The sequence below is a fragment of the Streptomyces sp. YIM 121038 genome (assembly GCF_006088715.1).
Lineage (GTDB): Bacteria > Actinomycetota > Actinomycetes > Streptomycetales > Streptomycetaceae > Streptomyces.
Genome location: NZ_CP030771.1, coordinates 8,495,813 through 8,514,355 on the forward strand (window position 1 = coordinate 8,495,813; position 18,543 = coordinate 8,514,355).

An 18,543-nucleotide genomic window follows, 5' to 3' on the forward strand; every position below is an offset into this window, starting at 1 on the left:
ACCGGCCCTGGCTCGCGTGGCAAGAACGATCGAGGAGCGGACGTAGTGATCCCTATCTCCTTCGCACAACGGCGGCTGTGGTTCATCGACCGGCTCGAAGGGCCCTCGGCGGTCTACAACGTGCCCTTCGAGGTGACTCTCCACGGCGAGCTGGACGTCTCCGCGCTGCGCGCGGCCCTGCGGGACGTCGTCGTCCGCCACGAGTCCCTGCGCACGGTGTTCATCGAGGACGAGGACGGCGTGCCCACGCAGAAGATCGTCCCCGTGGACCGCCTCGTGCTGCCCGTGCCGGTGACGGTCGTCCCGCCCGACGACCTGGAGGCCGCGGTGGCACAGGAGGCGGCCCACCGCTTCGACCTGTCCACCGACATCCCCTTACGGGCGTGTCTGCTGCGGTCCGGGCCGGACCGGCACGCGCTGGTCCTGGTGGTCCACCACGTCGCCGTCGACGGGGAGTCGACGGAACTGCTCGCCCGCGACCTGACCACCGCCTACCGGGCCCGCGTCACCGGGCAGGAGCCGAAGTGGCCGGACCTGCCGGTGCAGTACCGGGACTACGCCGTGTGGCAGCGGGAGATCCTGGGGGACGAGCACGACCCCGACAGCCTGCTCGCCACCCAGCTCAGGTACTGGAAGGCCGAACTGGCCGGCGCCCCCGCACAGTTGCGGCTGCCCACCGACCGGCCGCGGCCCCCGCGGCCGAGCCGCCGCGGCGACCTCGTGACCGTCGCGATCGAGCCCGGCCTGGTGGCCGCCGTCGAGGACCTGGCGGCGGCCAGGGGCGTCACCACGGCCATGGTGCTGCAGTCCGCCCTCGCCGTCCTGCTGCACCACTTGGGCGCGGGCGAGGACATCACGATGGGCGCCACCGTCGCGGGCCGCAACGACGACGCCATGGCCGACCTCATCGGGTTCTTCGTCAACAGCTGGGTGCTGCGGGCCGACCTCAGCGGCAACCCGTCGCTCGGGACGGTGCTCGACCGAGTCCGGGACAAGGCCCTGAGCGCGTACGACAACCAGGACGCCCCCTTCGAGCGGCTCGTCGAGGCCCTCAACCCCGAGCGCTCCACCGCCTACCACCCGCTGTTCCAGGTGATGTTCAGCTGGCAGAACAACCAGCGCATGGACCTGGACCTGCCCGGCCTGCGGGCGTCGATGCGGACCGTGCCGACACCGACGGCCAAGTTCGACCTCGAATTCAACTTCGCCGACGCCGCCCCGGGGATGGTGTGCCACCTGGAGTACGCCACCGACCTGTTCGACCGGGACACCGTCGTGCGCGTCGGGGAACGCCTGGTACGGGTGTTGCGCCGGCTCACCGCGGACGTCGACGCGCCGATCAGCGCGGTGGACGTGCTGACCCCGGCCGAGCACGCGCTGCTGACGCGGTGGAACGACACCGCGGCCCCGACACCGCGGGCGACCGTCCCCGAACTCTTCGAGCGCCAGGCCGGGGCGACGCCCGACGCGGTGGCGCTGGTCCACGACGGGCGCGAGCTGACCTACCGGGAGGTGGACGAGCGCGCGACCCGTGTCGCCCGCGCCCTGGTCCGCGAGGGCGCGGCCCCCGAGACGCTGGTCGCCCTCGCGCTGCCGCGGTCGGCGGACCTGGTGGTCGCCCTGCTGGCGATCCTGAAGTCCGGCGCCGCGTACCTGCCCGTCGACCCCCGCTATCCGAGCACCCGCCTGGAGCACGTCCTTGCCGAGGCCCGCCCGGTGTTCGTGCTCACCGAGGCGGGCACGGCCGGCGCGCTGCCGACGGGGGACCTCCCCGTCGTGTGCCTGGAGGACCTGACGGCCCAGGACACGGGCCCGGACGTCACGGTGGCCGCGCCGCACCCGGACGGCCTGGCCTACGTCCTGTACACCTCCGGCTCCACGGGCACGCCCAAGGGCGCCGCGATCACCCACCGCGGCGTGGTCAACGGCGTGACCCGGCTCGCGGCCACGCTCGGACTGCGGCCGGGCGCCCGCATGCTGGCGGGCACGTCGATCGGCTTCGACGTGTCCGTCTTCGAGATCGTCACCACGCTGGCCACCGGCGGCACCGTCGAGGTCGTGCGGGACGTGCTGGAACTGGGGGAGCGGGGCGGCTGGTCCGGCAGCGTGATCAGCTCCGTGCCCTCGGTCTTCGCCGAACTCGTCGACCAGATCGCCCCGCACACCCGCGTCGACAGCCTGGTCTTCGCCGGTGAGGCGCTGCCCACGTCACTGGTGCGCCAGGTGCAGCGGGCGTTCCCCGGGGTCCGCGTGGTCAACGGGTACGGCCAGAGCGAGAGCTTCTACGCGACCGCCCACGTCATCCAGGACCCGCCCCCGCCGGACGCGTCGAGCAGCTCGCCCATCGGCACCCCCCTCGGCAACATGCGCACCTACGTCCTTGGCCCGGGGCTCGCTCCCGTGGCCCCGGGAGTCGTCGGGGAGCTGTACGTCGCCGGCGAGGTGGGCCGCGGCTACCACGGCCGTGCCGCCCTGACCGCCGAACGCTTCGTGGCCGACCCCTTCGGGCCCCCCGGGCAGCGCATGTACCGCACCGGTGACCTCGTCCGCCAGGACACCGATGGCCGACTGGAGTTCGTCGGGCGCGACGACAGCCAGATGAAGGTCCGCGGCTTCCGGATCGAACCCGCCGAGATCGAGGCCGCGCTGACCGCACACCCCGGGGTGACCCACGCCGTGGTGACCACGCACGACCTGCCCACCGGCCGCCACCTCGTGGGCTACGTGGTCCCGACCGGGCGCACCGCGCGCGACACCGGCAGCGGCGGGCGCCACCAGAACGTCGACCTGTCCGCCGGGCTCTCGATCGCCGAACTGCGCGCCTTCGTCGTGAAGCGCCTGCCGGAGTTCATGGTGCCGGCCGCCTTCGTGGTCCTCGACCAGCTGCCGCTGACCCCGACCGGCAAGCTGGACCGCGCGGCGCTGCCCGCCCCCGAGTTCACCGGCGGCACGTACCGCGCCCCGAGCACCCCCGAGGAGGAGATCCTCGTCGCGGTGTACGCCGGAGTCCTCGGCGTGGACCGGGTCGGCGTCGACGACGACTTCTTCACCCGGGGCGGCGACAGCATCCGCTCGATCCAGGTCGTCGCCCGGGCCCGGGCCCACGGCATCGAGCTGACCTCCCGCGAGGTCTTCCAGTGCCGCACGGTGGCGCGCCTCGCGGAGCTGGCCCGCTCGCGCTCGGGCACCGACGAACACCTGGCGGAGCTGGCCGGAGGCGGCGTGGGGTTCGTGCCGCTGCCGCCCGTGGCCCGGTTCATGCGGGAGCTGGGCGGCGGGTACGACCGCTTCTCCATGTCCATGGTGCTCGACCTGCCCGAGGGCATCGACGAGGCCGGTCTCGTGGCGACCCTGACCGCCGTACTCGACCGGCACGACGTGCTCCGGTCCCGCCTCGACGCCGACGGCCTGCGGATCCTGCCGCCCGGCTCGGTGGACGCCCGCGCCCTGCTGCGCCGCGTGCCGTGGGACGGGTCGTGGGAGGACCTGGCCCGCGCGGAACTGGACGCGGCCACCGGCCGCCTCGACCCCGCGGCCGGAGTCATGGCGCAGTACGTGTGGTGCGACCCGGGGCGGCTCCTGATGGTCCTGCACCACCTCGTGGTGGACGCCGTCTCCTGGCGGATCCTGCTCCCGGACCTCGCGGCGGCGTGGGAGCGGGTGCGCGAGAACCGGACCCCGACCCTCCCCGACGTGGGCACCTCGCTGCGCCGCTGGACGCACGCGCTGGCGGAGGAGGCGCCGCGCCGGGCCGCCGAGCTGCCCCTGTGGCGCTCCGTGCTCCAGGGCCCGGACCCGGTGCTCGGCACCCGCCTCCCGGACCCCGCCGTGGACGTCATGTCCACCGTCGAGCACCTGTGGGTGCGGGTGCCCGCCCAGGTCACCGAGGCGGTGCTGACGGACGTGCCCCGGACGTTCCACGGCGGCGTCAACGACGGCCTGCTGGCCGCCCTGGCCCTCGCGGTCCGGCGGTGGCGGCGGGCACGGGGCGTCGACGAGAGTTCGCTGCTCGTCCGCCTGGAGGGCCACGGCCGCGAGGAGGACGTGGTGCCGGGCGCGGACCTGTCCCGCACGGTGGGCTGGTTCACCAGCATGTTCCCCGTACGCCTGGACGTCGCCGACGCAGATGACGTCGCCGACGCGGACGACGGCGCCGCACCGGACGACGGCACGCCGGACGGCGCCTTCGCCTCGGGCCCGGCCGTGGGCCGCGCCGTCAAGGCGGTCAAGGAGCAACTGCTCCGCATCCCGGACAAGGGGCTCGGCTACGGCCTGCTGCGCTACCTGAACGAGGACACCGAGGCCGAGCTGGCGGGGCTGCCCTCCGGCCAGCTCGCGTTCAACTACGTCGGCCGCTACTCCGAGGCCGACATGCCGGAGAACCTGCGCGGGCTCGGCTGGAACCGCGCCCCCGGCACCGCCGAACTCCTCGCCGACCTCGACCCCGACATGCCCGCCCTGTCCGCGCTCGACGTCAACGCGCTGGTCACCGACACCGAGGAGGGGCCCGTGCTCTCGGCCAGGTTCAGCTTCCCCCGCGGGGTGCTGACCGCGCCGGAGGTGCGCGAGCTGGCCGACCTGTGGTGCGCCGCGCTGACGGCCCTCGCGCGGCACGTCGCCGAGCCGGGCGCCGGGGGTCTGACGCCCTCGGACGTGCCGCTGGTGACGGTGCGCCAGGCCCAGATCGAGGAGTGGGAGCGCCGCTACCCGGCGGTGGCCGACATCTGGCCGCTGACCCCCTTGCAGTCCGGGCTGCTGTTCCACGCGATGCTGGCGGGCTCGGGCTTCGACCCCTACCACGTACAGCTCGTCCTGCACCTGTCCGGCCGGGTCGACCCGGACCGGATGCGAGCGGCCGGACAGAGCCTGCTCGATCGCCACGCGAACCTGCGCGCCGCCTTCGTACCGAACGGCGACGGCGATCACGTACAGGTCATATCGGACCGGATCGAGCTGCCCTGGCGGCACCTCGACCTCAGCGGCCGGGAGGGCCACGCCGAGCAGGGCGCGGACCTTGAGCGGTTCCTGGAGGACGACCGCAGCACCCACTTCAACCTGGCGTCGCCGCCGCTGCTGCGCCTGTCCCTGGTGACCACGGGCGCGGACACCGCGGAGCTGGTCTTCACCGCCCACCACGTCCTGTTCGACGGATGGTCGGTTCCGCTGCTGCTGCGGGACCTGCTGAAGCTGTACGGCACGGGCGGCGACGCCTCGGCGCTGCCCCGCGCGCGCGGCTACCGGGAGTTCCTCCAGTGGCGCGCGGAACAGGACCACGAGGCGGCCGCGCGCGCCTGGGCGGCGGAGCTGGACGAGGTGGCAGGGCCCACCCTGCTGGCCCCGGGCGCCTCCGCGGTCGGCGCCGCCGACGTGGGCCAGGTCGCCGTCCCGCTGCCCCCCGCCCTGGCCCGCGACCTGTCCCGGCGCGCGGCCGAGCTGGGCATCACCCTCAACACGCTGGTCCAGGGCACCTGGGCGATCCTCCTCGGCCGGCTGACCGGCCGCTCGGACGTCGTGTTCGGCGCCACCGTCTCGGGCCGCCCGCCCGCCGTCCCCGACGTGGACTCCATGGTGGGCGTGTTCATCAACACGCTGCCCGTGCGGGTGAGCTGCCCCGCCGACGACACCCTCGCCGAGCTGCTGACCCGCCAGCAGGACCGCCAGGCGGCGCTGCTCGACCACCATCACCGCGGCCTGGCCGACATCCAGCGGGCCGCGGGCCTGAACCCGCTGTTCGACACCTTCGTGGTCTTCGAGTCGTACCCCATCGACCACGTCGGCCTCAGCGAGGCCTACGCGGGCACCGGGGTGACCGTCACGGGCCTGACGCCCTACGGCGGTTCCCACTACCCGCTCGCGGTCGTGGCGGACGCCGACCCGCAGCTGCGGCTCGTCCTCCAGTACCAGCGGCACGTCTTCGACCACGAGGTGGTCACCGGCATCGCCGACCGCTTCCAGTGGATCCTGCGGCAGTTCGCCGAGGACCCGCGGACACCGGTCGGCCGCGTCACCCTGCTCGACCCGGCCGAGCGCGAGCTGGTGGTCACCCGGTGGAACGACACCGCCCACGCGGTGCCCTCCGTCACCCTCACCGAACTGATCGAGGAACAGCTCGCCCGGACACCGGCGGCCATCGCGGTGCGGTACGAGGACGAGGCCGTCACCTGCGCCGAACTCACGGAGCGCGCCGACCGGCTCGCGCGCCGCCTCGCGGCCCGCGGCGCGGGGCCGGAGACCGTGGTGGCGGTGATGCTGCCCCGCTCGGTGGAGATGGTCGTCGCCCTCCTGGCGACCCTGAAGACCGGCGCCGCCTACGTGCCGGTCGACCCGGACCACCCCGCCGACCGGATCGCCCACGTCCACGCCGACGCCCGGCCGGTGCTCACCCTCACCACGCCGGACGCGCCGCTCCCGAGCGGGGCCACCCGCGTCACCGTCGACGAGCCGGACCGCCCTGTCGACACCGACGCAGACGCCGACCCAGACGCCGGTACCGACGCCGACGCTGGCGCTGTGGCCGCTCCCGCGAGCGCCGGGCGCGGCACCCGCGCGACCCCCGCGAACCTGGCGTACGTCCTGCACACCTCGGGCTCGACCGGCCGGCCGAAGGGCGTGGCGGTCGAACACGCCGCCATCGTGAACCGGCTGCTGTGGATGCGCGACCACTACGCGGTGACCGCCCAGGACCGCGTCCTGCACAAGACGCCCCTGACCTTCGACGTCTCGGTGTGGGAGCTGTTCCTGCCCCTGATGTCCGGCGCCACGCTGGTGGTGGCGAGGCCGGACGGACACCGGGACGCGGCGTACCTCGCCGCGCTGATCCAGCGGGCCCAGGTCACGCTCGTCCACTTCGTCCCCTCGATGCTCCAGGACTTCGTCCAGGACCCCGCGGCGGCCGGGTGCACCAGCCTGCGCGAGGTCATCTGCAGCGGCGAGGCGCTGCCCCCGGCCCTGCGGGACCAGTACCACACCGTCCTCGGTGCCCGCCTGAACAACCTCTACGGACCCACCGAGGCCGCGGTCGACGTCACCGCCGCGCCGTGCCCGGCGGGGCCGGGCCCGGTCACCCTCGGCCGGCCCGTGTGGAACACCCGGCTCTACGTCCTGGACGAGCGCCTGGCCCCCGTCGCCCCCGGCATGGCGGGGGAGCTCTACCTCGCGGGCGACCAGCTCGCCCGCGGCTACGTCCACCGGCCGGGGCTGACGGCCGACCGGTTCGTCGCCGACCCCTTCGGCGCGCCGGGCACGCGCATGTACCGCACGGGCGACCTGGTCCGCTGGGACGGCCAGGGACAGGTCACCTACCTCGGCAGGACCGACGACCAGGTCAAGATCCGGGGCTGGCGCGTCGAACCCGGCGAGATCGAGAGCGTGCTCACCGCTCACCCCGGCGTCGAGCGGGCCGTCGTCCTCGCCCGCGAGAGCGGCTCCGGGCCGCTGCTGGTGGGATACGTGGTGCCGGACCAGGGCACGGCGTCGGCCGTGGCCAACCTGTGCCGCCTGCGCCGCGAGGGACGGCTCGACGGAAAGGAGCTGCACGAGCTGCCCAACGGCATGACCGTGCACGCCCGCAACCCCTCCAGCACCGCGTTCCTGTACGACGAGATCTTCGCGCACAACGCCTATCTCCAGGCCGGGATCACCCTGCCGCCGGGCGCCCGGGTGGTCGATGTCGGCGGCCACGTCGGCCTGTTCTCGCTGTTCGTCAGCCGGCAGTGGCCCGACGCCCGGATCCACGCGTTCGAACCGATGCCCGAACTCGCCCGGATGTTCCAGCTCAACGCCGAACTGCACGGCATCGACGCCGTGGTGACCAACTGCGGCATCGGCAGCGCGCCCGGCACCGCCGAGTTCACCTACTACCCCGACCTGTCCCTGCTCTCCGGGCGCTTCGCCGACGAGGGCGAGGAGCGCCGCATGCTGGAGCTGGTCGTCGGCGACGACGGCGAGCGGGCCGGGCTCGACGAGGCGGAACTCGCCGAACTGCTGACGGAGCGGCTGCACAGCGAGCGGCTCGACATCGAGATGCGCACGCTCTCGCAGGTGATACGCGACCACGACCTCCCGGTGATCGACCTGCTGAAGATCGACGCGGAGAAGAGCGAGCTGGACGTCCTGCGGGGCATCGAGGCCGAGCACTGGTCGCTCATCCGCCAGCTGGCCGTCGAGGTCCACGACATCGAAGGACGCCTCGCCCACATCTGCGGCCTCCTGCGCGAGCACGGCTTCGACGTCACCGTGCGGCAGGAGGACCAACTGGCCGGCACGGACATGCACTCCGTCTACGCCGTCCGCCCCGGGGCCGCGATCCCGCCGGCCGCCCCCGCACCCGCTGAGCAGCGCTGGTTCACCCCCCGCCGGCTCGGCGAGGACCTGCGCGCCCACGCGGCGAAACACCTGCCCGCCCACCTGGTGCCCACGACCGTCGTGGCCCTCGACGCCTGGCCGCTGACCAGCAGCGGCAAGCTGGACAGGACCGCGCTGCCCGCCCCCGACCTCGGCGCGGGCGCGGGGCGCGGCCGGGCTCCCCGCACCCGGCGCGAAGAGCTGCTGTGCCTGCTCTTCGCCGAGGTCCTCGGCCTGGAGAAGGTCGGCATCGACGACGACTTCTCGGCCCTTGGCGGCCACTCGCTGCTCGCCACCCGGCTGGTCAGCCGGATCCGGGTGGCCCTGGGCGTGGACGTGCCCATCCGCGCCGTCTTCGACGCGCCCACCGTCGCCGCGCTGGTCGAGCACCTGCCCACCGGGCCGTCGGAACGCCCCGTGCTGCGCCGCGCCGAGCCGCGGCCCGACCACGTGCCGCTGTCACCCGCCCAGCACCGCGTCTGGTTCGCCCACCGCTTCGACGGGGCGTCCGCGACCTACAACGTCCCCATCGTGCTGCGCCTGGACGGCGCCCTGGACGTCGCCGCGCTGCGCGGGGCGCTGCGGGACGTGGTGGCGCGCCACGAGAGCCTGCGCACGCTGGTGGCGCAGGACGACGACGCCGTGCCCTTCCAGCGGATCCTGCCGATCGGCCAGGTGTCCCTGGACGTCCCCGTCGTCCAGGTCGACCCCGCGGCCCTCGACGACGCCGTCGCCGAGGCCGCGGTCCACCTCATCGACCTGGCGACCGAACCCCCGGTGTGCGGCCGCCTCTTCCGGTGCGGCCCCCAGGAGCACGTACTGCTGCTGCTCATCCACCACATCGCGGGCGACGGCGAGTCGATCGCCCCCCTGATGCGCGACCTGAGCACGGCGTACGCCGCCCGGCTGCGCGGCGCCGCGCCGGAGTGGCGGGAACTGCCCGTGCAGTACGTCGACTACACCCTGTGGCAGCGGCAACTGCTGGGCGACGAGGACGACCCCGCGAGCGTGCTCGCCACCCAGGCCGACTACTGGCGGGCCGAACTCGACGGCGTCCCCCAGCCGTTGCGCCTGCCGACCGACCGCCGCCGGCCCGCCGTCATGAGCCACCGCGGCGACCTCGTCACCTTCCCCCTGGACCCCGGCCTGATGACCGCCGTGGAGGAACTGGCCACCGCCCGCGGCGCGACGACGTCCATGGTCCTCCAGGCGGCCCTGGCGGCGCTCCTGCGCGACCTGGGCTGCGGCGACGACCTCACCATCGGGTCCCCGATCGCGGGCCGCACCGAGGAGGCGCTGACGGACCTGGTCGGGTTCTTCGTCAACACCTGGGTGCTGCGCGTCCGGACACCGCGCAACCCCACGTTCGCCGAGATCCTCGACGAGGTGCGGCACCGCGCCCTGGCCGCCTACGACCACCAGGACGTCCCCTTCGAAAGGCTGGTGGAGCTGCTCAACCCGGAACGGTCCACCGCCTACCACCCGCTGTTCCAGGTCATGTTCTCCTGGCAGAACGTCACCGACGGCGACTTCGAGCTGAGCGGGCTCCGGACGGCCATGGACACCGTCGACACCGCCACGGCCAAGCTCGAACTGTCCTTCATCATGGTCGACGTCCCCGGACGCGGCGTGACGGGCTACGTCGAGTACGCGACCGACCTGTTCGACCGCGCCACCGTCGAGGACCTGGCGCACCGGTTCGTCGAGCTGCTGCGCGGCGCCGTGGCCGACCCCCGCGCCCCGCTCGGCGTGGTCGACGCCCCGGCCCCGGCCGCCGCGAGGCGGACCGCGCCCACCGTCGCGTACCAGGCGCCGCGCACGGCGACGGAAGCGGCGCTCGCCGCCGTCGTCGTCGACGTCCTCGGCATCGAGAGGGTCGGCGTCCACGACGACTACTTCCTGGCCGGGGGCGACAGCATCCGCTCCATCCAGGTGGTCTCGCGGGCCAAGGCGCGCGGTGTCGAGATCACTCCGCGGGAGATGTTCGAGCTGCGGACGGTGGCCGAGCTCGCGGCGCGGGCCGACGAACGGGCCGCCCCCGCGCACACCCCGGTGGAGCCGGGCGACAGCGGCCTCGGCGCCCTGCCGCTGCCGCCCATGGGGGCGTACCTGCTGGAGCACGGGACGATCGACCGCTTCGCCATGGCCACCGTGCTCGACCTGCCGGCTGGCATCGACGAGGCGGGGCTCACCGCCACGCTGACCGCGGTCGTCGACCACCACGACATGCTGCGCTCCCGCCTCGTGGACGGCGCGCTGCGGGTCGAGCCGCCGGGCTCGGTGGACGTCCGCACCCTCGTCACCCGGGTCGAGCGGGGCGACGACGACGGCACGGCCGGCCTCCAGCGCGCGCTGGACGCCGCCCTCGGCCTGCTCGACCCGGCGGCAGGCGTGATGGCGCGCTTCGTGTGGGCCGACCCGGGGCTGCTCGTCGTCGCCCTGCACCACCTGGTCGTGGACGCGGTGTCCTGGCGCGTCCTGCTGCCCGACCTCGCTGCCGCGTGGGACCGCGTCAGGGCCGGTGACACGCCGCGGCTCCCGGCGGTCGGCACCTCCTTCCGGCACTGGGCGCGCACGCTCGCCCACCTGGCGTCGACGGACGAGCTGACGGCGGAGCTGCCGCTGTGGCGGTCCGTCCTGGACGGCCCCGACCCGCTCCTCGGCGACCGGGCCCTCGACCCGGCCGTCGACGTCCAGGCCACGGCGGACAGCCTGGACGTGGAGGTGCCGCCCGACCTGACGACGGCACTGCTCACGACGGTGCCCGCCGCCTTCCGCTGCGGGCCGAGCGAGGGGCTCCTCGCCGCGCTCGCGCTCGCCCTCGGCCGGTGGCGCCGGGCGCGCGGCGTGACCGAGCCCTCGACGCTGCTGCGCGTGGAAGGCCACGGCCGGGAGGAGACCATCGCCTCAGGGGCCGACCTGTCCCGCACGGTGGGCTGGTTCACCAGCCTCTACCCGCTCCGCGTCGAGCTGCCGGGGACGGCGCTGCGACCGGCCGCCGACGACGCCGATCCGGCCCTCGTGGACGCGGCCGTCGGCGACGTGGTCAAGGCCGTCCGCACCCAACTGCTCCGGATGCCGCACAAGGGCCTCGGCCACGGGATGCTGCGCCACCTGAACGAGGAGACCGCCGCCGAGCTGGCGCGGTACCCCTCCGGCCAGGTGACCTTCAACTACCTCGGGCGCTTCGCGGCGACGGACCTGCCCGAGCACCTGCGCTCCCTGGGCTGGACCGAGGCCCCCTGCGCCGCCGACCTGACCGTGCGGTGCGACCCGGACATGTCCCTGATGTCCACGCTGGACGTGAACGCGTACGTCACCGACACCGCGGACGGGCCCCGCCTCACCGCCCGGTTCGGCTTCGCGGGCCGGGTGCTGACCCGGGACGAGGTGAGCGACCTCGCCGAGCTGTGGCGCACCGCCCTCGCCCAACTGGCGCGCCACGCCACGCGGCCCGGCGCGGGCGGGCCCGTCCCCGCCGACCTGCCACTGGTGGCGGTGCGGCAGGCGCAGCTCGACACCTGGCGGCAGCGCCACCCCGCGCTCTCGGACGTCTGGCCGCTCACGGCCCTGCAGTCCGGCCTGCTCTTCCAGTCCCTGCTCTCCGGCACCGGCTACGACCCCTACCACGTACAACTGGTGCACGACCTGGCCGGGACGGTGGATCCGGCCCGCCTGCGCGGCGCGGGGCAGGCCCTGCTTGACCGGCACCCCAACCTGCGTGTCGCCTTCGCGGGTGACGTCGCGGGCGAGTGGGTCCAACTGGTCCTGGACGGCGTCACGTTGCCCTGGCGGGAAGCGGACCTGCGCGACCTCGCCGAGCCGGAGCGGGACCGGGCGCTGCGGCGGCTCCTCGCCGACGACGCGGCCACCCGGTTCGACCCGGCGGTGCCGCCGCTGATCCGGCTCACCCTGGTCCTGACGGGAGCCGAGTCGGCCGTCCTGGTGCTCACCGCCCACCACGTCCTGCTCGACGGGTGGTCGGTGCCGCTGCTCATGCGCGAACTGCTGCGGCTGTACGCGGCCGGCGGCGACGCCTCGGCGCTGCCGCCGCCGCCCGCCTACCGGGACTTCCTCACCTGGCTGGGCGGACAGGACCGGGAGGCGTCCGCCCGCGCCTGGGCGCGGGAGCTGGACGGCGTCGAGGAACCCACCCTGCTGGCCCCCTCCCGGCAACCGCGGCCGACGGCGCCCGAGAGCACCGCCCGGCGCCTGGAGGTCCCGCTGCCCGAGGACGCCGCGGCCCAACTGCCGCGCCGAGCCGCCGAGATGGGCGTCACCCTCAGCACCCTGGTGCACGGAGTGTGGGGGATCGTCCTCGCGGGCCTGACCGGACGGCAGGACGTGCTGTTCGGCACCACGGTCTCGGGACGTCCCCCCGCCGTGGCGGACGTGGAGTCGATGGTCGGCCTGTTCATCAACACCGTCCCGGTCCGGCTCACCTGCACGCCCTGGACCACCCTCCAGGACGTCCTGACCGACCTCCAGCGGCGGCAGACCGCGCTGCTCGACCACCACCACCATCCGCTGACCGACATCCGGCGGCAGACGGGCCTGCCCGACCTCTTCGACACCGTCGCCGTCTTCGAGGCCGCTCCCTCCAGGGCCCTCGACCCCTCCCGTCCGCTCCCGGACGACGAGCCGAAGGACACCGGCGGCATCACGATCACCGGAGTCACCTCACCCAACGGCACGCACTACCCCCTCGGCGTCGCGGCGTCCGCCGACCCCGCCCTGCGCGTCGTCGTCGAGTACCAACAAGCCCTGTTCGCGCCCGAGACCGCCGCGGAGATCGTCAACCGGCTGGCCGCGGCCCTGCGCACCCTGGCCGAGGCCCCGGACACGCCGATCGGCGCGATCGCCACCGAGACCGCCCCCGCGCGCCGGCTGACGCCCGAGCCGGTCCCCGGCACGCTCACGGAACTCTTCGCCTCCCAGGTCACCGCGAGCCCCGACGCGACCGCCGTGGCGCACGGGCCGCACGCGCTGACCTACAAGGACCTCGACGCCCGCTCCGACCGGGTCGCCGGTGCGCTGCTCCAGCACGGGGTGGGCCCGGAGTCGGTGGTGGCGGTCTCCTCCCGGCGCTCGCCCGAGCTGATCGTGGCGCTCCTTGCCGTGGCCAAGGCGGGCGGCGCCTACCTCCCCGTCGACGCCGGCTACCCGGACCGGCGCATCGCCTACATGATGGCCGACTCGGGGGCGTGCCTGACCCTGGCGGACGCCACCACCGCCGAGGCGCTGTCACGGTTCCCCGTACCGGTGCTGCGCCTCGACCACCCGCTGCCCGAGGGCGAGGAGGTGACCGTCCCCGGCACCACCGACCCCGACGGCCTCGCGTACGTGCTGTACACCTCGGGGTCCACGGGGCGGCCCAAGAGCGTCGCGGTCTCGCACCGGGGCATCGCCGCCCTCGTCGCGGCGCACGCCGAGAGGCTGGAGGTGACGTCCGGCAGCCGCATGCTCCAGTTGCTGTCGCCGAGCTTCGATGTCTCGCTGTGCGAGATCTACACGACGCTGCTGTCGGGGGCGACCCTCGTGGTGGCCGACGAGGCCGAGCTGACGGCCGGGCCGGTGCTCGCCGCCACCGTCGCGAAGAACCGCGTGACGCACCTGATGTGCCCGATCGGGGCGCTCGCGCAGCTGCCGCCGGGAGCCCTGTCCACCGTCACCTCGCTCGCGACCGGCGGCGAGCTGATCCCGCCCGACCTGGTGAGCAGGTGGGCACCGGGGCGGCGCATGGTCAACATCTACGGCCTCACCGAGACCACCGCGGCCAGCCTCATGACCGCCCCGCTCACCGGGGACGAGGGCATCCCACCGATCGGCCGCCCCATCCCCGGCACCCAGGTGTACGTGCTCGACGCCGCGCTGCGGCCGCTTCCCGCCGGGGTCCCGGGGGAGCTGTACATCGCCGGTGCCGGAGTGGCGCGGGGATATCTCGGCCGCCGGGCGCTCACCGCACAGCGCTTCGTGGCCTGCCCGTTCGGGCCCGCGGGCGAGCGGATGTACCGCACCGGTGACGTCGTCGCGTGGACCGCGGACGGCGAACTGACCTTCCGCGGACGCGAGGACGACCAGATCAAACTCCGCGGACTGCGCATCGAGCTGGGCGAGGTCGAGGCGGCCCTCCTCGAGCACCCGGCGGTCGACCGGGCCGTGGTCGTCGTCGACGCGCCCGGCGGCGACGAGCGCCTGGTCGGATACGTCACGCTCACCGACCGGGCCGGCGCGACGGCACAGGAGGCCGAGCTGAGGGCCCACCTGCGGGAGCGCCTGCCGGAGCACGCCGTACCCGCCGTCGTCATGGTCGTCGACGAGATCCCGCTGACGGGGAGCGCCAAGCCGGACAAGCGCGCCCTGCCTGCCCCGGACTACGCCCGGTCCGCGACCGGCAGGCCCCCGCGCACCCTGCGGGAACGCCTGCTGTGCGACCTGTTCGCCGAGACGCTGGGACTTGACCGGGTCGGCCTCGACGACGGCTTCTTCGCCCTGGGCGGGCACTCCCTCTCGGCGGCGCGCCTGGTCAACCGGATCCGCGTCGTGATCGGCGCCGACGTACCGCTCGCCACCGTGTTCCAGCACCCGACCGTCGCCGAACTCGCCGAGGCCGTGGCGGCGGACGACGCCCCGGCCGGGCCCACGGACCCGCTGGCCCCCGTCCTGCCCCTCAGGACCCGCGGGGACCGCGAACCCCTGTGGTGGATCCACCCCGGCGGCGGGATCTGCTGGCCCTATCTGGGGCTCGCCGCGCTGCTTCCGCGGGACCGGCCGGCGTACGGGATCCAGGCCAAGGGGCTCGACGGGTCGGCCGCGCTGCCCCGGTCCGTCGAGGAGATGGTGGCGGACTACGCCGACGAGATCCTGGCCGTCCAGCCGCGGGGCCCGTTCCACGTGCTGGGCCACTCGGTCGGCGGGACGCTCGCCCACGCGGTGGCCGCGGAACTACAGCGCCGCGGCCACGAGGTGGGCCTTCTCGCCCTGCTCGACAGCGCGCCCGGTGAGCACCTGGCAGCCCACGCACCGCCCACCGAGGCCGCCGTGCGGGACTACTTCGCCGCACACCTCACCGGCGGGGCCGACGCGTCGTTCGTGGACACCGCGGTCGCCGCGATCGTCAACTACACCGGTCTGATGGGGGACTTCGCCTCACCCGTGTACCGGGGCGACGCCCTGCTCTTCAACGCGGTGCCGCGGCCCGGGGGCGGCTTCGCCGGGCACTGGCGCCCGTACGTCCACGGCTCCCTGCACCAGTACGACGTGCCCGGCGCACACGAGGACCTGTATCTGCCCGGCCCCGCCACCGAGATCTGCCAGGTCATCGCCCGTCATCTCGCCGGAGAACGACGGTGAACGAGGGCGCGCGCCGGTGGACGCCGGTGGGCGACGACGGCGGCCGCCGGCCGATGCCGGTGGAAGAAGACGAAGGGACTTCCCCGTGGACGTGAAAGGACCGGACACCTACGACGTCGTGGGCATCGGCTTCGGACCCGCCAACCTCTCGCTCGCCATCGCGCTGGAGGAGCACCCCGAGCCGTTCACCTCCGCGTTCTTCGAACAGCGGGCCTCGCTGAGCTGGCACCGCGGCATGCTGCTGCCGTCGGCGAAGATGCAGGTCTCGTTCCTCAAGGACCTGGCCACCTTCCGCAACCCCACCTCGCCCTACAGCTTCGTCGCCTATCTGCACGCGTCGGGCCGCCTCGCGAGGTTCGTCAACAACCAGGACTTCTATCCGACCCGCAAGGAGTTCCACGACTACCTGGAGTGGGCGGAGGCCAGGCTGCGCCCGCGCGTCCGCTACGGCTCGCGGGTCACCGCCCTGCGCACACCGGCCGGGGCCCGCACGCCGCTGGACCACGCCCTGCTCACGGTGTGCGACACGGCCCCCGGCGGCGCCACCCGCCTGGTGAAGGCGCGCAACGTCGTCATCGCCACCGGGCTCGTGCCGAGGATGCCGGCCGGGGTGGAGGCCGACGCGTCCGTGTGGCACAGCTCGGAGTTCCTCGACCGGTTCCGGCACCACCACCGCCCGCTGCGGCGCGTGGCCGTCGCCGGGGCGGGGCAGAGCGCCGCCGAGATCGTCGGGTTCCTCCACGACGCCCTGCCGGACGCGGAGATCTACGCGATCGTCCCGGCGTACGGCTACTCGATCGCGGACAACACGCCGTTCGCCAACCAGGTCTTCGACCCGACCGCGATCGACGACTACTTCCACGGGACGCGGCGCTCGCGCGACGCCTTCTGGCACTACCACAAGAACACCAACTACTCGGTGGTCGACAGCGAGGTCATCAAGGACCTCTACCGGCGGGCCTACGACGACGAGCTCGCGGGCACGGAGCGGCTGCGCTTCCTCAACCTGACGCGGGTGGCGGGCGTGAAGTCCGTCCAGAACGACGTCCGCGTCACGCTGCACTCGACGGCCCGCGAGGAGTCCTACGACGTGGACCTCGACGTGCTGGTCTGCGCCACCGGGTACGAGCCCATGGACCCCGCGGCGGTCCTGGGCGACCTCGCCCCCTGGTGCCTGCGCGACGCCGAGGGACGGCTCCACGTCGACCGGGACTTCCGGCTCGTCACCGCGCCCGGCCTGCACTGCGGGATCTATCTGCAGGGCGGCACCGAGCACACCCACGGACTGTCCTCGTCGCTGCTGTCGAACCTGGCCACGCGCAGCGGCGAGATCACCGTGTCGATCGCGAACAGGCTGGCCGGTGCGAGCGCCGGCGGAGACAAGGGAGTCCGTCCATGAGCGCCAACCCCTTCGACACGGCGGACGGGGACTTCCTCGTCCTGGTCAACGACGAGGACCAGCACACGCTGTGGCCGTCGTTCGCTCCGGTTCCCCGGGGCTGGCGCGTGGTCTTCGGCGTCGCGCGGCGGGACGCGTGCCTGGCGTACGTCGAGGAGCACTGGACCGATCTGCGGCCCCGGAGCCTGCGTGCGGCCATGGCCGCACCGGCCGACGGGCCGACGGCGGGTGCGCAACGATGACCTCCCTCGCCGAACGGTGGGGCATCCACCCCGATCAGTTCTGGCTGTACGGCCGCCCGCCGACGCGGCCCGTGCGGTACGACGAGGCCATGGACGCCTGGAACGTCTACGGTCACGCGGAGGTGCTCGAGGCCCTCGGCCTGCCCGGGGCCTTCTCGTCGGCGGAGACGGCGCGGCTCATGCCCGACAACGCCGGGGACTCCTTCACCGAGGGCGATCTGCTCCAGATGGACCCGCCCGACCACCGCTGGCTGCGCGACGTGGTGCGGCACGCCTTCACGCCGAAGGTCGTGGCCGAGCTGGAGCCCCAGATCACCCGGCTCGCCCGCCAACTCCTCGACGCCGTCCGGGACGAGGACGAGTTCGACCTGATGACGTCGGTCGCCTACCCCCTGCCGGTGACGGTGGTGGCCGAGCTGCTCGGCATCCCGGCCGGGGACCGCCATCTGTTCGAGGCGTGGATGACCGGAGTGGTCGGCGAGATGGGCGACACGTCTCTCGCCGACAGCGCCGAGGAACAGGAACGCGCCTTCGGGGCCGCGATGGAGTACATGCGCGCGATGCTCGGCTACTTGCGGGAGCACATCGCGCGGTGCCGCCGCAGCCCCCGGGACGACCTGCTGGGCGGGCTGCTCGCGGCCGAGCTGAACGGGCGGCGGCTCGGCGACGAGCACATCGTCGGCTTCGCCAAGATGCTGCTCATCGCCGGGTACCTGTCGACCACGATGCTGCTCGGCAACACGGTGCTGTGCCTGGATCACTTCCCCGGCCAGCAGGCGCGCGTCCGGGCGGACCGCACGCTCGTGCCGGGTCTGATCGAGGAGTCCCTGCGCTATCTGAGCCCCGTCGCGGCGACCTACCGGGCCACGGCCACCGACGTGGAGCTGGCCGGGCAGCGGCTGCCCGCCGGGAAGATGGTCCTGCTGTGGTTCGGCGCGGCGAACCGCGACGAGCGGGTCTTCGCCGACCCGATGGCGTTCGACCCGGGCCGCACGCCCAACCCGCAGCTCGGCTTCGGCCGGGGCATCCACTTCTGTCTGGGCGCCTCCCTGGCGCGGATGGAGGGCCGGGTCACGTTGAACATGCTCCTTGACCGCTACGCGGAGCTGCGCACCGATCCTGACAAGCCCCCCACCTTCATGCAGGCGCCCGACACCATGGGCGTCTCGTCGCTGCCGATCCGCGTCCGCGCCGGCTGAGCCGCGC

The 18,543-nt window shown here is 74.0% G+C and carries 4 protein-coding genes; all 4 read left to right on the forward strand.

Features of this window, described 5'->3' with window-relative positions; all coding sequences use genetic code 11:
- Window positions 1-45: 45 nt before the first annotated feature.
- The 4 genes from C9F11_RS47650 (at window position 46) to C9F11_RS35520 (ending at window position 18,536) form a co-directional block, all read left to right on the forward strand.
- Window positions 46-15,696 (forward strand): non-ribosomal peptide synthetase, encoded by a 15,651-nt coding sequence (locus C9F11_RS47650; protein ID WP_171075939.1) that lies wholly within the window; start codon window positions 46-48, stop codon window positions 15,694-15,696.
- A gap of 85 nt (window positions 15,697-15,781) precedes the next feature.
- Window positions 15,782-17,095 (forward strand): SidA/IucD/PvdA family monooxygenase, encoded by a 1,314-nt coding sequence (locus C9F11_RS35510; protein ID WP_249402019.1) that lies wholly within the window; start codon window positions 15,782-15,784, stop codon window positions 17,093-17,095.
- Entirely contained in the window at window positions 17,092-17,337 is a 246-nt protein-coding gene (locus C9F11_RS35515) for an MbtH family protein (protein WP_138963452.1), read from the forward strand. The genes C9F11_RS35510 and C9F11_RS35515 overlap by 4 nt, the downstream gene beginning before the upstream one ends.
- Entirely contained in the window at window positions 17,334-18,536 is a 1,203-nt protein-coding gene (locus tag C9F11_RS35520; RefSeq protein ID WP_138963454.1) for a cytochrome P450, read from the forward strand. The genes C9F11_RS35515 and C9F11_RS35520 overlap by 4 nt, the downstream gene beginning before the upstream one ends.
- Window positions 18,537-18,543: the final 7 nt, after the last annotated feature.

What these genes read in the sequence shown, in the direction of transcription:
- C9F11_RS35515 (WP_138963452.1), top strand. Translation starts at nt 17,092, where the DNA reads ATGAGCGCCAACCCCTTCGACACGGCGGACGGGGACTTCCTCGTCCTG.
- C9F11_RS35520 (WP_138963454.1), top strand. Translation starts at nt 17,334, where the DNA reads ATGACCTCCCTCGCCGAACGGTGGGGCATCCACCCCGATCAGTTCTGG.